The organism is Pseudomonas sp. LBUM1645 (assembly GCF_059716185.1).
Genome location: NZ_CP166811.1, coordinates 340,601 through 361,773, shown reverse-complemented (window position 1 = coordinate 361,773; position 21,173 = coordinate 340,601). Strand labels below are relative to the sequence as shown.

13 protein-coding genes are annotated in these 21,173 nt (G+C 59.5%); 7 read left to right on the top strand and 6 right to left on the bottom strand.

Going from position 1 to position 21,173, the window contains the following annotated elements:
* Window position 1: 1 nt before the first annotated feature.
* The 4 genes from ACA079_RS01610 to ACA079_RS01595 form a co-directional block, all read right to left on the bottom strand.
* On the bottom strand, window positions 2-1,012 hold the full coding sequence (locus tag ACA079_RS01610; RefSeq protein WP_033055301.1) for a class 1 fructose-bisphosphatase: 1,011 nt from the start codon (window positions 1,010-1,012) through the stop codon (window positions 2-4).
* Between the two features lie 160 nt (window positions 1,013-1,172).
* Complete coding sequence (locus tag ACA079_RS01605; RefSeq protein WP_497702359.1) at window positions 1,173-2,546, bottom strand: DUF3999 domain-containing protein; 1,374 nt, start codon at window positions 2,544-2,546, stop codon at window positions 1,173-1,175.
* A complete protein-coding gene (locus ACA079_RS01600; RefSeq protein ID WP_497702358.1) occupies window positions 2,543-6,115 on the bottom strand; it encodes a DUF2339 domain-containing protein in 3,573 nt (1,190 codons plus the stop codon). The genes ACA079_RS01605 and ACA079_RS01600 overlap by 4 nt, the downstream gene beginning before the upstream one ends.
* A 287-nt stretch (window positions 6,116-6,402) precedes the next feature.
* Window positions 6,403-8,853, bottom strand: coding sequence for a glycogen/starch/alpha-glucan phosphorylase (locus ACA079_RS01595; protein ID WP_497702357.1), 2,451 nt, complete (start codon window positions 8,851-8,853; stop codon window positions 6,403-6,405).
* A gap of 254 nt (window positions 8,854-9,107) precedes the next feature.
* Between ACA079_RS01595 and ACA079_RS01590 the strand changes: the two genes are divergently transcribed.
* Window positions 9,108-9,551, top strand: coding sequence for a YkgJ family cysteine cluster protein (locus ACA079_RS01590; RefSeq protein ID WP_223431148.1), 444 nt, complete (start codon window positions 9,108-9,110; stop codon window positions 9,549-9,551).
* A 215-nt stretch (window positions 9,552-9,766) separates the two neighbouring features.
* Here ACA079_RS01590 and typA read toward each other — a convergent pair whose 3' ends face one another.
* Both typA and thiI read right to left on the bottom strand, forming a co-directional pair.
* Complete coding sequence (typA, locus tag ACA079_RS01585; protein WP_033055293.1) at window positions 9,767-11,587, bottom strand: translational GTPase TypA; 1,821 nt, start codon at window positions 11,585-11,587, stop codon at window positions 9,767-9,769.
* A gap of 139 nt (window positions 11,588-11,726) precedes the next feature.
* Window positions 11,727-13,181, bottom strand: coding sequence for a tRNA uracil 4-sulfurtransferase ThiI (gene thiI / locus ACA079_RS01580; RefSeq protein WP_497702356.1), 1,455 nt, complete (start codon window positions 13,179-13,181; stop codon window positions 11,727-11,729).
* Between the two features lie 330 nt (window positions 13,182-13,511).
* Between thiI and glnA the strand changes: the two genes are divergently transcribed.
* The 6 genes from glnA to ntrC all read left to right on the top strand — a co-directional run bounded on the left by glnA (window position 13,512) and on the right by ntrC (window position 21,109).
* Window positions 13,512-14,918: a glutamate--ammonia ligase gene (glnA, locus tag ACA079_RS01575; protein WP_008149440.1), complete on the top strand. Its 1,407-nt coding sequence runs from the start codon at window positions 13,512-13,514 to the stop codon at window positions 14,916-14,918.
* 146 nt (window positions 14,919-15,064) lie between these two features.
* Window positions 15,065-17,122, top strand: a complete 2,058-nt coding sequence (locus ACA079_RS01570; protein ID WP_497702355.1) for a toxin-antitoxin system YwqK family antitoxin — start codon at window positions 15,065-15,067, stop codon at window positions 17,120-17,122.
* A gap of 111 nt (window positions 17,123-17,233) precedes the next feature.
* On the top strand, window positions 17,234-17,743 hold the full coding sequence (locus tag ACA079_RS01565; RefSeq protein ID WP_497702354.1) for a DUF4124 domain-containing protein: 510 nt from the start codon (window positions 17,234-17,236) through the stop codon (window positions 17,741-17,743).
* Entirely contained in the window at window positions 17,740-18,360 is a 621-nt protein-coding gene (locus tag ACA079_RS01560) for a DUF4124 domain-containing protein (RefSeq protein WP_497702353.1), read from the top strand. The genes ACA079_RS01565 and ACA079_RS01560 overlap by 4 nt, the downstream gene beginning before the upstream one ends.
* Window positions 18,361-18,590: 230 nt before the next feature.
* Window positions 18,591-19,676 carry a nitrogen regulation protein NR(II) gene (gene glnL, locus ACA079_RS01555; RefSeq protein WP_008149435.1) on the top strand — a complete coding sequence of 362 codons (1,086 nt, stop codon included), beginning with the start codon at window positions 18,591-18,593 and terminating at the stop codon, window positions 19,674-19,676.
* A complete protein-coding gene (gene ntrC, locus ACA079_RS01550; RefSeq protein ID WP_046052178.1) occupies window positions 19,673-21,109 on the top strand; it encodes a nitrogen regulation protein NR(I) in 1,437 nt (478 codons plus the stop codon). Before glnL ends, ntrC begins: the two co-directional genes overlap by 4 nt.
* Window positions 21,110-21,173 lie beyond the last annotated feature (64 nt).

The window sequence follows — 21,173 nt, the reverse complement described above, 5'->3', positions numbered from 1 at the left end:
TTTATTCCTTGTGGTAAGCCGTGACGCGTGCAACTTCTTCTTTCGAGCCGAGGAACACCGCTACGCGCTGGTGCAGGCCATCTGGCTTGATGTCGAGGATGCGCTGATGGCCATCGGTGGAAGCGCCGCCAGCCTGTTCAACCAGGAACGACATCGGGTTGGCTTCGTACATCAGACGCAGTTTGCCCGGCTTCGACGGCTCGCGGCTGTCACGTGGGTACATGAACAGACCGCCACGGGTCAGGATGCGGTGCACGTCCGCGACCATCGCGGCGACCCAGCGCATGTTGTAGTTCTTTTTCAGCGGGCCTTCATCGCCCGCCAGCAATTCGCCGACGTAGCGTTGTACCGGGGCTTCCCAGTGACGCTGGTTGGATGCGTTGATCGCGAATTCCTGAGTGGACTCCGGGATCGTGATGTCTTCGTGGGTCAGCACGAAGCTGCCCATTTCACGGTCCAGGGTGAAGCCTTTTACGCCGTCACCCAAGGTCAGCACCAGCATGGTCTGTGGGCCGTAGATGGCATAACCGGCGGCTACCTGCTCGGTGCCTGGCTGCAGGAAGGCCTTTTCGTTCAAGGCTTCGTTCTGGCTCAGGTATTCGCTCGGGCAACGCAGCACCGAGAAAATAGTACCGACCGGTGCGTTGATATCGATGTTCGACGAGCCGTCCAGTGGGTCGAATACCAACAGGTAGGCGCCTTTCGGGTATTTGCCCGGGATCTGGTAGGCATTGTCCATTTCTTCGGACGCCATGCCGGCCAGGTGACCGCCCCATTCGTTGGCTTCGAGCAGGATCTCGTTGGAGATCACGTCGAGTTTCTTCTGCACTTCGCCTTGGACGTTTTCGGTGCCCATGCTGCCCAGAACACCACCGAGGGCGCCCTTGGACACGGCGTGGCTGATTTCTTTGCAGGCGCGCGCCACCACTTCGATCAGGAAACGCAGATCGGCAGGGGTGTTGTTGCTACGGGTCTGCTCAATCAAATAGCGACTCAGGGTAACGCGAGACATGGAAGGCTCCGGTGGAATGGGGGGGCTAAAAACCCGCGCAGTTTAACGCGAGTCGGGGCGCATTTCCTCCTATCAGACGTGTTACACCCAATAGAGTTCATGCGCCCGGTTGAGCGTAGTTCGAAACCGCCCGGATGTGCACAGGGCGTTGCTGCCAGTTTCAAGGCTTGAGCGGCGGCTTGCGCAACAGACTGAACGCCATCGCGCCCAGAAACAAAACGCTGAGCAGCAACACCGCCCACAACCCGAATTTCTTCCAGTTGGTGTCCGTCGGCGCAGCCGTTGTCACGGTCGACGCTGGCGTGGCCACCGCCCCGCCGTCCACCGTAGCCTTGCCCAATGTCGCCAACTTTGCAGCGCTGTAATCCGGAATCAACGTCGACAGCGGCAGGTTCGCCGCCTTCACCGTGGCACTTCCCAGCGCGAGCGTATAAGGCCCCGCCCCGCGCGCCAGGAACACCAATTGAATGGAGCGCACGGCGAATCGCACAGTCGGTGCCTCAGCACCCAGACCGCCGCCGCGCTCGTCCACCGTCAGCTTCAACTGCTGCACGGTTTGCCCCGACAGCTGCAATTCGTTCTGCACCACGTCCTGGCCATTCTGGGTCAGGCGATAGAGCAAACCGCTGCTCAGCGGCTGCCACGGCAGGCTGCTTTCCCGACGACCGGACAAGGTCACGGGCGCCAAACTGTTGGGCTGGCTCAACTCGACCTGCAAGCGTTCGACATTCAGCCCCATGGGTAATTGCCAGGTGTATTCACCGGCCTTTACGCTGCTGCCGGCCAGCGGTTGCGACCAGACAAGCGGTAGCGGCAGGCTGCGGGTCTTGGCGCTTTGCAGTTGCGCCGAGGTCAACGTCGGTGCCGATTGCGGCGTGTTCCACAGCAAGCGCAGATAACGGGCCGACTGACCCGGCAGAGCGACTTCATGTTGCTCGACCCGTTCGTCGGCGAACGTCAGGCGCGCCACCTGCCCTTCGCCCCACGACTGCCAATGCTGCAGGTCGTCGCTGGCTTCGATGGTGAAACGCTGGAAGCCGTCGCGCTCGCTGGTCCAGTCGAGGATCAACTGCTGCAACGGTGCTTTGATGCTGCTGGCGTCGAGCAACCAACCGCGCAGCATTTCTTCACCCACCTCCAGCTGACTGGACGGTTGCACTTCGACCAGCGTGCCGTTGGCGCTCGATTGCACCCTTACGCTCGGTGCGTGCTCGGTGGAATCCGCCGAGTTGTACAGCGGGAACCATTTCACGTCGGTCAGGGTGCGGTTGTCGCTGGTCTGCGCCGGCGCACGAGCCAAGGCATACGCCTGAGCCTCACCGGCGGCATTGAACACGCGCACATCGCTGAGATCGGTTTGCCGCGCATTCAATTGCACGCTCAACGGCAATTCGAGGCGATACCACGGACCTTCGCCGCTGACCGACAACGGCACCTGCGTAGCGAAGTCCGCCAATTTTTCCTGAGCACTGGCCGACAGCGCCACACCCAGCGCAACAGCGCCCAACCAGACAAGGTTCAGCTTCTGACTCAAGACGACACTCCTTCGGTTTGCGGAGCCGGTTTTTCAGCCTCCGGCACAGCCTCGGCGCGCTTGGGCGGCAACGGGGCGAAATAGCCCACCACCAACAGCAACACGCCAACGCCGATAAACGACACGATCCGGGCGAGTCCGCCGCGGTTACTCAATTCGACAAAGAACAGTTTGGCCACCACCACACCAATCAGCGCCGCACCGATCAGCCAGACTTCGCGGCGATGACGCAGATGGCCGCCGATCATCAGACTCAGGGCCATCAAGGTCCAGACGATGGACAGACCGGCCTGCACCAGCATGGATTCAAGCAACGCATCCAGCTCGAACGGCACACCACCCCAATGGTGGGCAGTGCGCATCACCAGCGCAGTAAAGAACACAAACAGCGAGGCGCCAGCGATCAGTTGCGTGGCGTGATCAAAGTAGTCCTTGCGGACCGACAGTTGCGTCACGGCGCTGCGGGACCACACGTAGACGCCGAACAGCGCAAACAGCAGACCCAACTCCAGCGGGTTGATCAGCGGCACGTAAGGCAACGGCTCGGCGGTGCCGTCGCTGACGACGTTCGCCAGCCAGAACCAGCCGAGCATCAGCAACGCCAGCGGTGCCGCCGCGTACACACGGTATTCGCGCGAATAAGCCGACACCGGCCATGGCCAGGCACGGGGTGCCGCCATTAGCACCAGATACACGCTCGGCAGAATCGCCCAACCCAACCAGCGCCAGGCGTTGTACTGCTCGGACAACAGCAACAAGCCGTAACGCAGCTCCAGGGCCAACACACCGATCAACAGCCAGCAGCCGAGCACGTGCGCGGTACTGAGGGCGCGCGCCGGCAACATCGGCGCCAAACGCCGCAGGGAGATGAAGTGCACAACAAACACGGCCGCCCATACCAGCCAACCAAAATCGGCCGCCGGGTGATAACGCGAGTGCCACGCAGCCAGCAACACCAAACCGGCCGCAGGCATCAGCAAGGTGCAGAGCAAGCCCAGCGACGACCATTTCAGGCGCAGCGCCAAGACTGTCCACAGCGCAACGCTCAGCGCCGCAACGGCCAGTAACAACGTCGCTTGCAGATTCAATGGTGCGAAGCGCAGCACTTCACTCACCCACGCCAGCGCCCACCAACCCGCGCCCCACACCAGCAGCACTTCGGACAAACGCTGCAAGCTCAGCACATCGAAGGCCGAAGCATGGTTGCCGAGCTGCAAACGCCAGGCCCCAACCATCGCGGCCAGGCCCAACACCAGCGGCGTCCAGAAACCGCTATGAGCCAGAGGCTTCAATCCTTCGCTCGCAAGCGGCCCGAGCAAATCAGGCCCGGCCATCAGGAACGCTGCGCCGCCGATGACTTGCAACAGCAGACCGAAGACAAAACTCACGCGCTGCTTCAGGTACAGACTCAGCCAGATGATGAACAGACCACTGGCCGCCCATACCGCACTCGCCGTTTGCCAAGGCAGGACGAACAGCACCGCGAGATTGATCAACACCAGACCGGCGAGCAACACCACTGACAAGCCGCGCAGCAATCGCACGTCGCTGCGGACCATCTCATCGCGCGCCGCCAGCAACATGCCAGCGATCAGCGCCAGGCCGATCAACGACGCGCTCAGCAAACCACTCCAACCCGCACTGAACACGGCGCCAGACTCACCGCTCGAACCCTGCAGCCGCAACAGGAACAACGCACCGCCGAGCAACTGCACGGCGAACGCGGTGAACAGGAACGTGCGCGATTGCAGACGCAAGCCAACGAACAAAGTCGCCAACCCCGCCAGCGCCCAACTGATCGCCGTGCCGTGAGTGAAGAAAAACAACGGCGCCAGCAGATAGAGGAAGGTCAGACCGAGGCAAGCCAATACCGGCAACCCTTTGCGCTCCCATTCCGACGTCTGCTCGGGCAAGGCTTTGCGCAACTGGTAGAAGCTGAACAACAACGCCACGCCGAGCATCAACGCACCGAGCGGCGCACCGTCGAGCAGGCTGCTTTCTCCGATCCGCAGTTCACTGATAAACGCCAGCGCCGAGCCCAGTTGCAGCAGCAAGGCAAAGGCTCGCGCCAGCGGTCGTTGCTGACGCAGACCGAGCCAGAAGATGCCGGCGCCTTCGACGGCCCAGGCAGCAGCAGTCCAGCGCGCATCGAGCCCCAACGGAATCGCCAGGCTGGCGAAGATCACACCCAGCGCCAGACAGGTTTCCGCCAGCAGTAACGCTCGTCCGCCCATCAGCAGCCGCGCCAGGCCCATGTAAATCATGCCCAACGCCAACGCGCTGAAGGCTGCGGCGAATTCCAAGTGCTGGACCAACGCGAACTGCAAGCCGAAGCCCACCAGCGGAGGACCGAACAGCATCGTGCCGTCGACGTAATCGCCCTTGCGCGCCGACCAATGAAGCAGCGCTTCACGGCTGCCGTCCTCGGGTGCGTCGCTCATTTCCAGCAACTTGCGCCGCGCGAACAGCAGACCAATGGCCAGGTACATCAGGAAGAACACAATCAGGAACGGCTCGGTGCTCCACAGCAGTTCCGGGGTATAGGAACGCAGGCCCCAGGCGAAACCGATGCCGAAGGTGCCGACGAAGCCGATCAGGTTAAGCAGCCGCCAGGCCTTGAACCAGGCGATGGCGAGGATGCCGGCGTTGAGTAAGGCGAAGTAGCTGAACAGCGCGACATGGTTGCCGGCACCGGTGGAGGTCAGGATCGGCGCGGCAAAACCGCCCAACGCTGCAGCGGCAGCCAGGCCCAAGGCATCCTGGGTGATGGCGAGGATCGCCGAGAACACCGTCACCGCGACCAGCAGGCCCAACGCCGCCGTAGGATCGAGCAGCGGATGCAGGCGCATCGCGGCAAACACGGTCAGGTACAACACCGCGATCCCGGTGCCTTGCAGCATCAACGCGTAATTGCTGTTGCGTGTTCTCAGCCACCAACCCAGCCCCAGAAGCCCCAATGCCGCTGCCGCAACACCGGCGTAACGCAACTCGATCGGCACCACCATGCCCTCGGTGGCGTAACGCAGCAGGAAGGCCAGACCGAGAAACAACAGCACCACACCGACCCGCAGCACGGTGTTGCCACCGAACAGCCAGTTGCGGGCGCCGCTGATGGCGCGGTCGATGAAGTTCGGGCCGCGAGGCGCAGCGGGCTGTTGTGGTTCGCGGGCGACCGGTTCGGGTTTCCAGGCATCGACGGGCACTGGACGGCTCGCTTCAGCGGTGGCTGAGGTGACCGGTTCGAGTTCGGGTGGGAGTTCCCAGATCAGCTCCGGGGCCTCGGCAGGGATTTCGTCGAGTGTGAACTCAGGAGACGGCGCGGGCTCGTGGGTTTCCGGCGTCTTGACGCCTGACACTTCCAGCAATGACAGCCGTTGCTGCACCACATTCAACGCGATCTGAGCCTGATCAAGTAGCTTACGTTGCTCGTCAGCTTGTGAACTCAAGCGGCCAATGCGAATGGCCTGGCCAATACCCAACCCGAGCAACGCGCCCAACAGCGCATCGCTGAACGACTCGTCGAGCACCCAACCCAGCACCAGCCCAATCAGCATGAACATCCATTGCATGGTCGATATCCCTAAGCGGCCCCGCTGCGGGGCGAATCCGGGCGATACAGCATCTGGCTCAGTCTAGTTTGAAACAACACAAACCTTGTGGGAGCGAGCTTGCTCGCGATGGGGCCCGTACATTCACCATTGATGTTGAATGTACGGGCCCCATCGCGAGCAAGCTCGCTCCCACATTGGATTGCCTTTGACTGAGCCTAGCCATACTTTGGCCCGGTGTAACCGGCGCTTAGTATATCGATCAGGCCCAACAACCGTCGGGCCTTGCTCGCAATTATTGCTAAAAGTTACTCCAGCGCTTTCCAGATATCCGTGGCGTACTCGCGAATGGTCCGGTCGGACGAGAACCAGCCCATCCGGGAGGTGCTCAACACCGCCGAACGCCACCATTCCTTCGAATCGTGCCAATGGGCTTCAACGCGCATCTGCGCGTCCCAGTAAGAGTCGAAATCGGCGCAGACCAGGAAGCGATCGTAGTCGATCAGCGAATCGATCAATCCTGTGTAACGAGAAGGATCATCCGGCGAGAACACCCCGCCGCGAATCGCTTGCAGCACGTCATTCAGCCGGTGGGATGCCGCAATATCCGGCGTCGCGTTGAACTCATGGTTCTGCTTGCGCGCTTCAACCTGCTGAGCGCTGAGGCCGAAGATGAACATGTGTTCAACGCCGATGCGTTCAGACATTTCCACGTTGGCGCCGTCCAGGGTACCGATGGTCAGCGCGCCGTTGAGGCCGAACTTCATGTTGCTGGTGCCCGAGGCTTCGAAGCCTGCGGTGGAAATCTGCTCCGACAAATCCGCTGCCGGAATGATGCTCTCCGCCAGACTAACGTTGTAGTTGGGCAAGAACACCACTTTGAGCAAACCGCGCACGGTCGGGTCGTTGTTCACCACCCGGGCGATGTCGTTGGTCAGTTTGATGATCAACTTGGCCTGGTGATAACTGGCCGCCGCCTTGCCGGCGAAGATCTTCACCCGCGGCACCCAATCGATTTCCGGCTCGGCACGAATCGCCTGATACAGCGCAACGGTGTGCAACAGGTTGAGCAACTGACGTTTGTATTCGTGGATCCGTTTGACCTGCACGTCGAACATTGCGGCTGGGTTGACCGCAATGCCAAGTCGCTCATGAATGATGTACGCCAGGGCTTTCTTGCTGTGCAGGCGCTGTTCGGCGAACGCCTTGCGGAACGCGGCCTTCTCGGCGAACGGTTCCAGGCCGAGCAAACGCTCTTCGGGGTTGTCCAGCAGATCCGGGCCGAGCGCGTCGACCATCATCGAGGTCAGCTCCGGGTTGGCCTGGTAGAGCCAGCGGCGGAAGGTGATGCCGTTGGTCTTGTTGTTGATCCGGTCCGGATAGAGTTTGTGCAGTTCGGAGAACACCGTTTTGCGCATCAGCTGCGTGTGCAGGCCCGACACGCCGTTGACGCTGTGGGAGCCAAGGAACGCGAGGTTGCCCATGCGCACACGGCGACCGTTGTCTTCCTCGATCAACGACACCGCGCGCAGCACCTCGAAGTCATGGATACCCTTGGCCCGCAGCGAATCGATATGCTGGGCGTTGATCAAGTAAATGATCTGCATGTGCCGCGGCAGCATCCGCTCCATCAAACCGACCGGCCAGGTTTCCAGCGCTTCCGGCAGCAGCGTGTGGTTGGTGTAGGACAGCGTGTCGACGGTGACCTGCCATGCCGCATCCCACGCGACGTCATAGACATCGACCAGTTGCCGCATCAGTTCGGCCACGGCAATCGAAGGGTGGGTGTCGTTGAGCTGGATCGCAGCATGATCACCCAAGGTCAGGACCGAGGTGTGCATGTTGCGATGACGGCGCAGCAAGTCCTGCAAGGACGCGGCGACGAAGAAATACTCCTGACGCAGGCGCAGTTCCTGGCCCGCTTCGGTGCTGTCCGCCGGGTAGAGCACCCGGGAAATACTTTCGGCACGGGCGACTTCTGCCACGGCGCCCAAGTGGTCGCCGGCGTTGAAGCGTTCCAGGTGCAAATCTTCCATGGCCCGGGCGCGCCACAGGCGCAGCGTGTTGACGCTCGCCCCGCGCCAGCCGACGACCGGCGTGTCATACGCAATCGCGCGAACGGTTTCCGCCGGCGTCCAGACTTGCTTGGTCTTGCCCATTTCGTCGGTGACGGTTTCGACACTGCCGCCGAAGCCGATCGGATAAACGACCTCTGGTCGTTCGAACTCCCAAGGGTTACCGAAATCCAGCCAGTGTTCGGTCTGTTCCTGCTGCCAGCCATCGACGATGGCCTGGCGGAACAAGCCGTGTTCATAACGAATGCCATAACCGTGGCCGGCAATGCCGAGGGTCGACATGCTTTCCATGAAGCACGCGGCCAGACGACCGAGGCCGCCGTTGCCCAGCGCTGCGTCGGGTTCCAGCAGGCGGATGCGTTCAAGGTCGACGCCGAGTTCAGTCAGGGCCTCGCGGGCGACGTCCAGCAGGCCAAGGTTGCTCAGGCTGTCGTAGAGCAGACGGCCGATCAGAAATTCGAGGGAGAGGTAATAAACCCGCTTTTGACCTTTGCGGTAGATCTGCCGGGTGTGATCCATCCAGTGCTCGACCATGTGATCGCGCGCCGCCAGGGCAATGGCTTCGAACCAGTCGTGGTCGAAGGCGTGATCCGGGTCTTTGCCCACCGCGTAGGTGAGTTTGGTCAAGACGGCGTCGCGGAATGCGGCCACCTCTGCTTCGCGAACAAGTGGTTCTTGAGTCATCGATAGGACCTCGAGCGAGCGTGGAGTAGTTGAGCCTAGACGGTCTGACAGGCCGTTGGAACTCTGGTTCGGCAATTTTTCCCGTTAGTATGAGATAGATTGACATTACCTTGCCGCGCACCGGAATGAATGCAGGGGCCGTGCCGGGTTACAGGTGTTATTGGGCGGAATACGAAAAAATCTGGCGAAAGGTTGTTCAAAAATCCACCAGTCCCGGTATGATCGCGCGCCCTGATGCACGCTGGTAACAACCGATGATGAAGTCCAACCTGATCGCCGCCGCGGAGATCGATCGCCTCGATACCTGGGCCAAGTACTCCGCCCCGATGTGTGGTTCGTGCGTTTCCAGCTGCTGCACCCTGCCGGTCGAGGTCAAGATCAAGGATCTGATCCGTATCGGCATCGTCGATGAATTCGAGCGCGGCGAGCCGCCGAAGAACATCGCCAAGCGTTTGCAGAAGGAAGGGATCGTCGAGCGTTACAACCAGAAGTCCGAGATCTTCACCCTCCAGCGCATGAGCAACAACGATTGCCTGTACCTGGATCGTAAGAGCCGTCTGTGCACTATTTATGAAAAGCGCCCGGATACTTGCCGCAACCACCCGAAAATCGGGCCGCGGCCGGGGTATTGCGCTTACAAGCCGAAAGAAGTGGCGCGCGAGACCAGCGAGAGCCGTCGGACGTTCGAGAAGTTCTGATCCAGAATCTCGCTGCCTGACCGGGCCTCATCGCGAGCAAGCTCGCTCCCACAGGGTTCAGCGCTGAACACAACTTATGTGAACACCACAAATCACTGTGGGAGCGAGCTTGCTCGCGATGGCGTCAGCCCAGACGACACCAAACCCCAGACAAACAAAAACGCCCCCGACCTTGCGGTCGGGGGCGTTTTTTTAGCAGCTAACTAAGTCGAAACTCAGTTACCGGCTTTCTTGGCAGCGCGGGTACGCTCGCTTTCGCCCAGGATCTTCTTACGAAGACGGATGGACTTAGGAGTGACTTCGCACAGTTCGTCTTCTTGCACGAACTCAAGAGCTTGTTCCAGGGTGAAACGGATAGGCGGAACCAAAGCGATGGTTTCGTCTTTACCCGAAGCACGCATGTTGTCGAGCTTCTTGCCTTTGGTTGGGTTGACGCCCAGGTCGTTGTCGCGGCTGTTGATGCCGACGATTTGACCTTCGTACACGTCTTCACCGTGACCCAGGAACAGTTTGCCGCGAGCTTGCAGGGTTTCCAGCGAGTAAGTCAGAGCCTTACCGGTAGCAACCGAAACCAGCACGCCGTTCTGACGGCCGGACATGTCGCCGGACTTCATCACGTCGTAACGGTCGAAGATCGAGGTCAGGATGCCTGCACCGGAGGTCAGGGTCAGGAACTCGTTACGGAAACCGATCAAGCCACGAGCCGGGATGTTGTACTCAAGGCGCACACGGCCCTTGCCATCCGGAACCATGTTGGTCAGGTCGCCTTTACGGATACCGATCTGTTCCATGATCGAACCTTGCGATTCTTCTGGCAGGTCGATGGTCACGTTTTCGTACGGTTCGTGCTTGACGCCGTCAACCATGCGGATGATCACTTCCGGACGACCAACACCCATTTCGAAGCCTTCGCGACGCATGGTTTCGATCAGTACCGAGAGGTGCAGCTCACCACGGCCGGAGACTTTGAACTTGTCGGCGGTGTCGCCTTCTTCAACGCGCAGGGCAACGTTGTAGAGCAGTTCTTTGTCCAGACGCTCTTTGATGTTACGGCTGGTGACGAACTTGCCTTCACGACCGCAGAACGGCGAGTCGTTAACCTGGAAGGTCATGGAAACAGTTGGTTCGTCAACGGTCAGCGGCTTCATCGCTTCGACGTTCAGTGGGTCGCACAGAGTGTCGGAGATGAACAGCTGGTCGAAGCCGCTGATGCAGACGATGTCGCCGGCAGCTGCTTCGTCAACGTCGATACGGTGCAGACCGTGGTGACCCATCAGCTTCAGGATACGACCGTTACGACGCTTGCCGTCGGCGTCGATAGCCACAACTTGAGTGTTCGGCTTGACGCGACCACGGGCGATACGGCCAACGCCGATAACACCCAGGAAGCTGTTGTAGTCCAGTGCCGAGATTTGCATCTGGAACGGACCGTCACGGTCAACTTTCGGAGCCGGTACGTGGTCGATGATCGCCTGGTACAGCGGGGTCATGTCTTCAGCCATGTCGGTGTGTTCCAGACCGGCAATGCCGTTCAGGGCCGAGGCGTAGACGACTTTGAAGTCCAGCTGTTCTTCGGTAGCACCGAGGTTGTCGAACAGGTCGAAGATCTGGTCCAGAACCCAGTCCGGACGCGCGCCTGGACGGTCAACCTTGTTGATGACCACGATTGGACGCAGGCCGGCTTCGAAAGCCTTCTTGGTCACGAAACGGGTTTGCGGCATAGGGCCGTCTTGAGCGTCAACCAGCAGCAGAACGGAGTCAACCATCGACATTACGCGTTCAACTTCGCCGCCGAAGTCGGCGTGGCCCGGGGTGTCCACGATGTTGATGTGGTGGCCGTTCCAGTTGATGGCGGTGTTTTTCGCCAGAATGGTAATACCGCGTTCTTTCTCCTGGTCGTTGGAGTCCATCACGCGCTCGTCGTTGAGCTCGTTGCGCTCCAGGGTGCCGGATTGACGCAAGAGTTTGTCTACCAGGGTGGTCTTACCATGGTCAACGTGAGCAATGATGGCGATGTTGCGTAGATTTTCGATCACTTGTGTATCTCGATCAGAGGATTCGGTGTGCTGACAAGTCTTGGCAGCGATTAACAGTAGAGTCCGGCAAAGCCGTTACAGCTTGACGGCGGCGTCGGGGGGCCGGTGACGCAGGCCACAGGCAAACAGCCCCGGGCACTTAGCTCGGTCGATAAACGCGCACATTGGCATGCCCCTCACTGAGCAAATGGTGGGCATGCAGGCGACTCATCACGCCTTTGTCGCAATACAGCAGGTACTGGCGAGTAGGGTCCAGTTCCTTGAAACGAGCGTTCAATGCATAAAACGGCATCGCTTGTACCTCAATGCCAACGAGGCCCAGCGGGTCATCTTCAGCGGCATCCGGATGACGGATGTCGATGACGATCTGACCAGCCAGTGCTTCGCTGACTTCTTCGATCTGCAAGTCCTGGCCCAATTCGTCGATCACGCGATCGATCGGCACCAGTTTGGCGTTCTCGAGCGCACGCTCAAGTACTGCCATGTCGAACTGTTGTTCTTCGTACTCCACGCGTGGACGCTTGGCGTGGGTCTTGGGGTTCACCGAGATGACCCCGCAGTATTCCGGCATGTGCTTGGCGAAGTCGGCAGTACCGATTTCGTTGGCCAGGTCGATGATGTCCTGCTTGTGACTGGCGATCAGCGGACGCAAGACCAGCTTGTCGGTCACGCAGTCGATCACGGACAGGTTCGGCAGCGTCTGGCTCGACACCTGGGAAATCGCTTCGCCGGTGACCAGCGCATCGATCTCCAGCCGATCGGCAATACGGGAAGCAGCGCGCAACATCATACGCTTCAAAACTACGCCCATATGACTGTTATCGACTTTCCCGAGAATTTCTCCCAGTACTTCCTCGAACGGCACACTCACAAATAACACGCGTTGGGAGCTGCCGTACTTCTTCCAGATGAAGTGCGCGACTTCCATGACGCCCAGTTCATGGGCTCGTCCGCCCAGATTGAAGAAGCAGAAATGGCTCATCAGCCCGCGGCGCATGATCTGGTAAGCGGCGACGGTGGAATCGAAGCCGCCGGACATCAGCACAAGTGTCTGTTCCAGGGCACCCAGCGGATAACCGCCGATGCTGTTGTGCTGGTTGTGGATCACGAACAACCGTTTGTCGCGAATTTCGATGCGAACTTCGATTTCCGGCTCTTTCAGCGAGATTCCGGCGGCGCCGCACTGACGACGCAGTTGGCTGCCGACGTATTTCTCGACGTCCATCGAGCTGAATTCATGCTTGCCGGCACGCTTGCAGCGCACCGAAAAAATCTTCCCGGCCAACGCATCACCGAAGTGCTGCTTGCACTTGGCGACGATGTCGTCGAAGTCGCCCAGCGGGTATTCGTCGACCTGCAGGAAATGCGCGATGCCCGGCATGCAGCTCAGGCGCTCGGTCATCTCCTTCAGGGCTTTGGGCTCGCTGACGCGGGTTTCCAGCTCGAGATTGTCCCACACACCGTTCACCACCACAGCCGGGTCCAGGTCGCGGAGCACGGTACGGATGTTTTTGGCCAACTGGCGGATGAAACGCATCCGTACCGGGCGGCTCTTGATGGTGATCTCGGGGAAGACTTTTACGATTAGTTTCATGAAAACAGCGCGCGCTGGGCCAGCCGAAAAAGGGGGGCGCGGATTATAGCGGAAATTGCTCAAGGTTTAACCAGTTAATGTGCAGAAGGTTTTGCGCGCACCAAAACGGGTCATTTGTTGAAATTGACGCTACATTACGGGGCGCTATTTCCTGCTTTGCTCCGCTTTGCACCTTTATAAGCGTGAAATTGGGGCAAAAAACCCATGGTGGGGCACTGGCATGCAATTTGCTCCCTTGTGAGGCAGGTTGCCTTGGCAGAGTATTCGCGCCGGCATCACCCACATTCTAAGGGCATCCACTACTAAGCCCGAAGCCACCCGGAGGACACTATGTCGAAGTCGGTTCAACTCATCAAAGATCATGACGTCAAGTGGATTGATCTGCGCTTCACTGACACCAAAGGCACTCAGCACCACGTGACCATGCCGGCTCGCGACGCGCTGGATGAAGCTTTCTTCGAAGAAGGCAAAATGTTCGACGGTTCCTCCATCGCTGGCTGGAAAGGCATCGAAGCCTCCGACATGATCCTGATGCCGGACGACAGCACTGCCGTTCTCGACCCGTTCACCGAAGAGCCAACCCTGATCCTGGTTTGCGACGTGATCGAGCCTTCGACCATGCAAGGCTACGACCGTGACCCACGTGCGATCGCCAAGCGTGCCGAGGAATACCTGAAGTCGACCGGTATCGGCGACACCGTATTTGTTGGTCCAGAGCCTGAATTCTTCATCTTCGACCAAGTGAAGTTCAAGTCCGATATCTCCGGCTCGATGTTCAAGATCTACTCCGAACAAGGTTCGTGGATGTCCGACCAGGACGTGGAAGGCGGCAACAAAGGCCACCGTCCAGGCGTCAAAGGCGGCTACTTCCCGGTTCCGCCGTTTGACCACGACCACGAAATCCGTACCTCCATGTGCAACGCCATGGAAGAAATGGGCCTGGTCATCGAAGTTCACCACCACGAAGTGGCAACTGCTGGCCAGAACGAAATCGGTGTGAAGTTCAACACCCTGGTGGCCAAGGCTGACGAAGTTCAGACCCTGAAGTACTGCGTACACAACGTTGCTGATGCATACGGCCGCACCGCGACCTTCATGCCTAAGCCTCTGTACGGCGACAACGGTTCGGGTATGCACGTTCACCTGTCCATCGCCAAAGATGGCAAGAACACCTTCGCTGGCGAAGGCTATGCCGGCCTGTCCGACACCGCTCTGTACTTCATCGGCGGCATCATCAAGCACGGTAAGGCACTGAACGGCTTCACCAACCCGTCGACCAACTCCTACAAGCGTCTGGTCCCAGGTTTCGAAGCTCCGGTAATGCTGGCCTACTCGGCTCGCAACCGTTCCGCTTCGATCCGTATTCCTTACGTGTCCAGCCCTCGCGCTCGCCGTATCGAAGCTCGCTTCCCGGATCCGGCAGCCAACCCGTACCTGGCCTTCGCTGCCCTGGTAATGGCCGGCCTGGACGGTATCCAGAACAAGATCCACCCTGGCGATGCTGCTGACAAAAACCTGTATGACCTGCCGCCTGAAGAGGCGAAAGAGATCCCACAAGTTTGCGGCAGCCTGAAAGAAGCCCTGGAAGAGCTGGACAAAGGTCGTGCGTTCCTGACCAAAGGCGGCGTTTTCAGCGACGACTTCATCGACGCTTACATCGCCCTGAAAAGCGAAGAAGAAATCAAAGTACGCACCTTCGTACACCCACTGGAATACGAGCTGTACTACAGCTGCTGATCCGGTAGCGCCTGCGCAAGCGGCGTGACAAAAAAGAGGCCTCCTTCGGGAGGCCTTTTTTGTGGGCGCTCGTTTCCCCCGGACACACATCCATGGATAATCCGCCGCTCTCGCGCCCTGCCCGGCGCCTTGACGAAAGGATTCGTATGAAGTGGTTGTGGTTACTCGCCCTGATGGCTGGCTTTGGCTGCACGGCCGTCAACGCGGCGCCGTTTTATGACGGCAAGTCCTTGGCCCATCCGCTGATTCAGGGCCTTCAGGAAAGCTCGGCCACCCTTGCGTTCATCAAGGAGGCGGGTGGCGTTAAAGGTTATTACTGCATTTGCGATAGCGACGATGAACAACCACAACTGCTGGATGATTTCGGCGCTGCATCGATCGAGTCGGTATTCCTGATGCCACTGGACAGCGAAGCCCCGACCCGGTTCGTGCTGTTCAGGCAACGGGCGCAGTACAAGGTCCATGCCTACAAATACGACGCCAACGATCATCTCTACAGTCGAGTCAATGGCTTGCAAAAGGCCCTCGACCGCATGGCAGCAGGCCAGAAAAACCTCGACGCCCTGGCGATCAAGAAGGCACTGGCCAAGCTCACGCCACTTAATTACCGCTTCTTCTACGAAGAGTCAGGCATACCTGAGTTCGACCAACTCGACCTCACCCAAGGGACACTGGTTGGCTATTTCGACGAGCGCACCCAGCCTCTCAACACCACCTCACCCGGCAACGGGCAGAACTACTACAAAAAGACCTTTCAGGAAAAAGACGGACGCTTTTTGACCGTCACCTTCTGGCGAGGCATCGACACCTCAATCAACGATGGCAGTCGCACGCTGTACAACTATCAGGTCAATCGCATCGCCTGGGAAACCGATCCGGCGACCTTCAGCGGCAGCGAAGATGGCGCCTCCGTCGCTTATGACTTCGGCACCATTACCACCCAAGGCGCCTACAGCCACGGCGCACGCACGGGCATCTGGTCGTTCGCCAAAGGCTTTCAGTATTCCGCTGGTGGAGCCTATGTAGACGGCAAACGCCAGGGCCAATGGACTGAGACGATTGACGGGCAAACCCAAACGGGCGAATACCAGAATGACTTGCGCGAAGGTCGCTGGGTGCTGTCGAGCGAGGAAGGAGAGTCGGATGTCAGCGGTTTTTCTACTTACATTCACGACAAACTCAACGGCCCGAGCGAGCAGCGTACGAATGGCACGACTGAACGTGGCAACTACCGCGACGATAAGCGCGAAGGTCCCTGGATTACTGAAGTCGGCGCAGGCAACTACGAAGACGGCCTGAAAAGTGGTCCATGGAAGCTCAAGGCTGACAAGGGACATACCCAAAATGTGAACTTCGTTGCCGGCAAAAAAGAAGGTGAACTGCGCGAGACCGACTCCAACGGCGTACTAAGCAAGATCGAGCACTACAAGGCTGATGTGTTATCCGGCACTCGCGAAGGCTATGGCCCCAACGGCCAGCTGCAATACTCGCAGCAATACGAAAACGGCAAGCTGGAAGGACGCTCACTGGGCTACAGCGAAGACGGCAAGGTACTGCTCAACGATATTTCCTGGCACAACGACCAACGCGAAGGCCCGTACCTGACCTTCCTTCGCGACGGCACACCGGCCACCGTCGGACGTGTCGAACTGGGGCGATTTGTCGGCCTGATGAAGGGCTACGACGAAAACGAAGTGCTCTATGAAGAATCCAACTGGTGCCGTTACGACAAGGACGGTCCTACCATCGGCCGCTGTGGCATCTCTCGCTACTTTACCCACGGAAAGCTGTCATCGGAGACCAACTTCCTCTACGGAGATAGACAGGCTTCCGTTGAATACAACTACGAAACCGGTCGCAAGACTCGCGAGAGAATCATCGGCGACAACGACCAGATTACCGACCGCACCTACTACGACAACGGGCAGATCGAGTGCCAGAAGAACTCGGTGGGCTTCAGCTGGATGACCGTCAACCAACAGAAGTTCAAGAACTACGAGTGGGGCGGCGACTTGACCGGTGAACAGCTGTGTTATCACCGCAACGGCGCGGTCAAGAGCCGGGCTTTTTATGACAAAGGTCCGGTGGGCTGCACGGTGCTTTACGACGAAACCGGGCAGCAGACATTCCCCGGTCCCGAGGGCTGCCCAAAGCCACCAGCGGCACCCGAGAAGAAGCAACGCATGCTTAATTTCAGCAGTTGATTGCTGGCAAGGCGAACGAGGGCGTTTGTGTGAGCGAATGTTGAGGAGTTGGGTTAACCGGCGCCCCTCGCCTATGCTGCAAGCCAACGCCTTCAGTTTCTGGTCGATTTTATGGGTCGTGGTTTTCTATTCATCCTGCTGCTGATCGCCCTGCCCGCCGCCGCGCAGATCTATAAGTACACCGACGCCGACGGCAACACCGCCTACAGCAATCAACCGCCCGATGGCGTGAAGGCTCAGCCTGTCGAGTTGCCACCGCTGAACAGGGTTGAGCCCCAAGCTCCTTCTGCGCCACCTGTCGAAGCCACCAGCAGCGAACAGCCGAGCAGCGCTTACGAGGTGCTGGAGCTGACCAACTTACCCACCACCGAAGCGCTGCGGGCCAACAACGGCACCTTTACCGTCAACGTGCTGATCAAACCCCGCCTGCAAGGCCCTCATCTGTTCAGGCTGTTGCTGGACGATCAACCTTATGGCCAGCCGAGCAACGTACCGATCCTGCAACTGGTCAATATTGACCGCGGCACACACAGCCTCGCGGTGCAGGTGATCGATGGGGAAAACATCGTTCAACAAAGCCCCTCCGTGACGTTCACCGTCCAACGGGTGCATAAGCCGTGAGGCTGTGGCTGCTGATCGCATGCTTGATCGCCCTGCCGGTGACGGCCGAGGTGTTCACCTACGTCGACGCCCAGGGCAATCGGGTCTACACCGACCAGCCAGGCTCCGGCAACGCCAAGCGCGTGCCGATGGCGCCAAGTAATCGCATGTCCGCCAACCCAACCGGTGCTGCGCCGATGACAGCCCCGAAGAAAACCGAAGCCAAAGCGCTTTTCCACTACGACATGCTGAGAATCCTGGTGCCGGAGCCAGACGCCACGGTACGCAGCAGTGCTGGCGAGATAATTGTCAGCGTCACCAACGAACCCGGCCTGCAACGGGGCCATCGCTACCAACTGCTACTCGACGGCCAACCCACCGCAGCGCCCGGCCTGAGCCCGGTGTTCGCCCTGAGCAATATCGATCGCGGCAGCCATAACCTCTCCGTAGAAATCCTCGACGAGCAGGGCCGCACGGTCGAGCGCACAGCCAGCCAGCCGTTCCACATGCTGCGCATCTCCCTCGCGCAGAAGCGCCAGGTCAAACCCTGCACCCTCCCCGATTACGGCCAACGGCCGGAATGTCCGCTCAAAGACAAACCCGTAGAAGAAAAAAATCCCTTCATGCGTTTCTTCTGACGTCGTTCAGCTTTGCGCACTATATTGGTGCAATTGGTTGCACCGTACCCACATACCAACCCATTTTGGTTCGAAAGTACCCGCCAAAGCTGGCAGAACGCCACGCAAACGAGCGTCAAACGCCCGTTTCAGGCCTTAAACGCTTCTTTTCGGAGCCTTGGTTTGGTTTTTGCATTTTCCTAGTATCAGCGCTTTATTCATGCGCGCGCCCTGCTCCAAAAGAGGTCCTGATGACCATTAGCGACGCACTGCATCGATTGCTACTCGACAACCTGACCACCGCCACCATTCTGCTCGACGCCGAACTGCGCCTCGAGTACATGAACCCGGCGGCGGAGATGCTCCTGGCCATCAGCGGCCAGCGTAGCCATGGGCAGTTCATCAGTGAGTTGTTCACCGAATCCACCGAAGCGCTGAACTCCCTGCGTCAGGCGGTCCAGCAGGCACATCCGTTCACCAAGCGCGAGGCGATGCTCACCGCCCTCACCGGCCAGACACTGACCGTCGATTACGCGGTAACACCGATCCTGGCTAACGGCGCCACGATGCTGCTTCTGGAAGTCCACCCCCGTGACCGCTTGCTGCGGATCACCAAGGAAGAGGCGCAGCTGTCGAAGCAGGAAACCAGCAAGATGCTGGTGCGCGGTCTCGCTCACGAAATCAAGAACCCTCTCGGCGGGATACGCGGCGCGGCGCAATTGCTCGCCCGCGAACTGCCGGAAGAAAGCCTGCGCGACTACACCAACGTGATCATTGAAGAGGCCGACCGCCTGCGCAATCTGGTCGATCGCATGCTTGGCTCCAATAAGCTTCCGTCACTGGCGATGTGCAACGTCCACGAAGTTCTGGAACGCGTTTGTCATCTGGTGGAGGCCGAAAGCCAGGGTTGCATCACTTTGGTGCGCGACTACGACCCAAGCATTCCCGACGTGTTGATCGACCGCGAACAGATGATTCAGGCCGTGCTGAACATCGTGCGCAATGCGATGCAGGCCATCAGCAGCCAGAACGAGCTGCGCCTTGGCCGCATCAGCCTGCGTACCCGCGCCATGCGCCAGTTCACCATCGGCCACGTGCGTCATCGCCTGGTGACCAAGATCGAAATCATCGACAACGGCCCGGGCATTCCCGCGGAGTTGCAGGAAACCATCTTCTTTCCCATGGTCAGCGGCCGTCCGGACGGTACCGGGCTGGGCCTGGCCATTACCCAGAACATCATCAGCCAGCACCAGGGCCTGATCGAATGTGACAGCCATCCAGGCCACACCACCTTCTCGATCTTTCTGCCACTGGAACAAGGAGCCACATCGACATGAGCCGTAGTGAAACCGTGTGGATCGTCGATGACGACCGTTCTATCCGTTGGGTCCTGGAAAAAGCCTTGCAGCAAGAAGGCATGACCACGCAAAGCTTCGACAGCGCCGATGGCGTGATGAGCCGCCTGGCGCGCCAGCAGCCGGACGTGATCATCTCCGACATCCGCATGCCGGGTGCCAGTGGCCTGGACCTTCTGGCGCGGATTCGCGAACAACACCCACGGCTTCCGGTCATCATCATGACCGCTCACTCCGATCTGGACAGCGCTGTCGCGTCCTATCAGGGCGGCGCGTTCGAATACCTGCCAAAACCGTTCGACGTCGACGAAGCGGTTTCGCTGGTCAAACGCGCGAACCAGCATGCTCAGGAACAGCAAGGCCTGGAAGTCCCGGTCGCCTTGACCCGCACCCCGGAAATCATCGGTGAAGCACCGGCGATGCAGGAAGTGTTTCGCGCCATCGGGCGCTTGAGCCACTCCAACATCACCGTGCTGATCAACGGCGAATCCGGTACCGGTAAAGAACTGGTAGCGCACGCACTGCACCGGCACAGCCCACGGGCGGCTTCACCGTTCATTGCGCTGAACATGGCGGCGATCCCGAAAGACCTGATGGAATCCGAGCTGTTCGGCCATGAGAAAGGCGCGTTCACCGGCGCGGCCAACCTGCGTCGCGGGCGTTTTGAACAGGCTGACGGCGGCACGCTGTTCCTCGATGAAATCGGCGACATGCCGGCAGACACCCAGACTCGTTTGCTGCGGGTGTTGGCGGACGGCGAGTTCTATCGCGTCGGCGGTCATGTGCCGGTGAAGGTCGATGTGCGAATCATCGCCGCGACTCACCAGAATCTGGAAACCCTGGTGCACGCCGGGAAATTCCGTGAGGACTTGTTCCACCGCCTCAACGTGATCCGCATCCACATTCCACGGCTCTCGGACCGTCGCGAAGACATCCCGACCCTGGCCAAGCACTTCCTCAGCCGCGCCGCGCAAGAACTGGCGGTGGAGCCGAAGCTGCTGAAAAGCGAAACCGAGGAATACCTGAAGAACCTGCCGTGGGGCGGCAACGTGCGTCAGCTGGAGAACACCTGCCGCTGGATCACGGTGATGGCTTCGGGTCGCGAAGTGCACATCAGCGACCTGCCGCCGGAGCTGCTGAACCTGCCACAGGATTCGGCGCCGGTGACCAACTGGGAGCAAGCGCTGCGCCAGTGGGCCGATCAGGCGTTGGCTCGTGGCCAGTCGAGCCTGCTGGACAGCGCCGTGCCGGCCTTCGAGCGGATCATGATCGAAACCGCCCTCAAACACACCGCCGGCCGCCGCCGCGATGCCGCCGTTTTGCTGGGCTGGGGGCGTAATACCCTGACGCGCAAGATCAAGGAATTGGGGATGAAGGTTGATGGTGGGGATGATGATGAGGGGGAAGAGGGCTAAGCAGCCTTTAGTCCTTCGCTGACAGTTACATCCAATCGCGAGCAAGCTCGCTCCCACAGGGTTC

Bases quoted from the DNA above. Each gene is read 5' to 3' on its own strand.
- ACA079_RS01570 (WP_497702355.1), top strand. From the start codon at position 15,065: ATGAAGTGGTTGTGGTTACTCGCCCTGATGGCTGGCTTTGGCTGCACG.
- ACA079_RS01595 (WP_497702357.1), bottom strand. From the start codon at position 8,853: ATGACTCAAGAACCACTTGTTCGCGAAGCAGAGGTGGCCGCATTCCGC.
- ACA079_RS01590 (WP_223431148.1), top strand. From the start codon at position 9,108: ATGATGAAGTCCAACCTGATCGCCGCCGCGGAGATCGATCGCCTCGAT.
- ACA079_RS01565 (WP_497702354.1), top strand. From the start codon at position 17,234: ATGGGTCGTGGTTTTCTATTCATCCTGCTGCTGATCGCCCTGCCCGCC.
- glnL (WP_008149435.1), top strand. From the start codon at position 18,591: ATGACCATTAGCGACGCACTGCATCGATTGCTACTCGACAACCTGACC.
- ACA079_RS01610 (WP_033055301.1), bottom strand. From the start codon at position 1,012: ATGTCTCGCGTTACCCTGAGTCGCTATTTGATTGAGCAGACCCGTAGC.
- glnA (WP_008149440.1), top strand. From the start codon at position 13,512: ATGTCGAAGTCGGTTCAACTCATCAAAGATCATGACGTCAAGTGGATT.
- thiI (WP_497702356.1), bottom strand. From the start codon at position 13,181: ATGAAACTAATCGTAAAAGTCTTCCCCGAGATCACCATCAAGAGCCGC.
- ACA079_RS01600 (WP_497702358.1), bottom strand. From the start codon at position 6,115: ATGCAATGGATGTTCATGCTGATTGGGCTGGTGCTGGGTTGGGTGCTC.
- ntrC (WP_046052178.1), top strand. From the start codon at position 19,673: ATGAGCCGTAGTGAAACCGTGTGGATCGTCGATGACGACCGTTCTATC.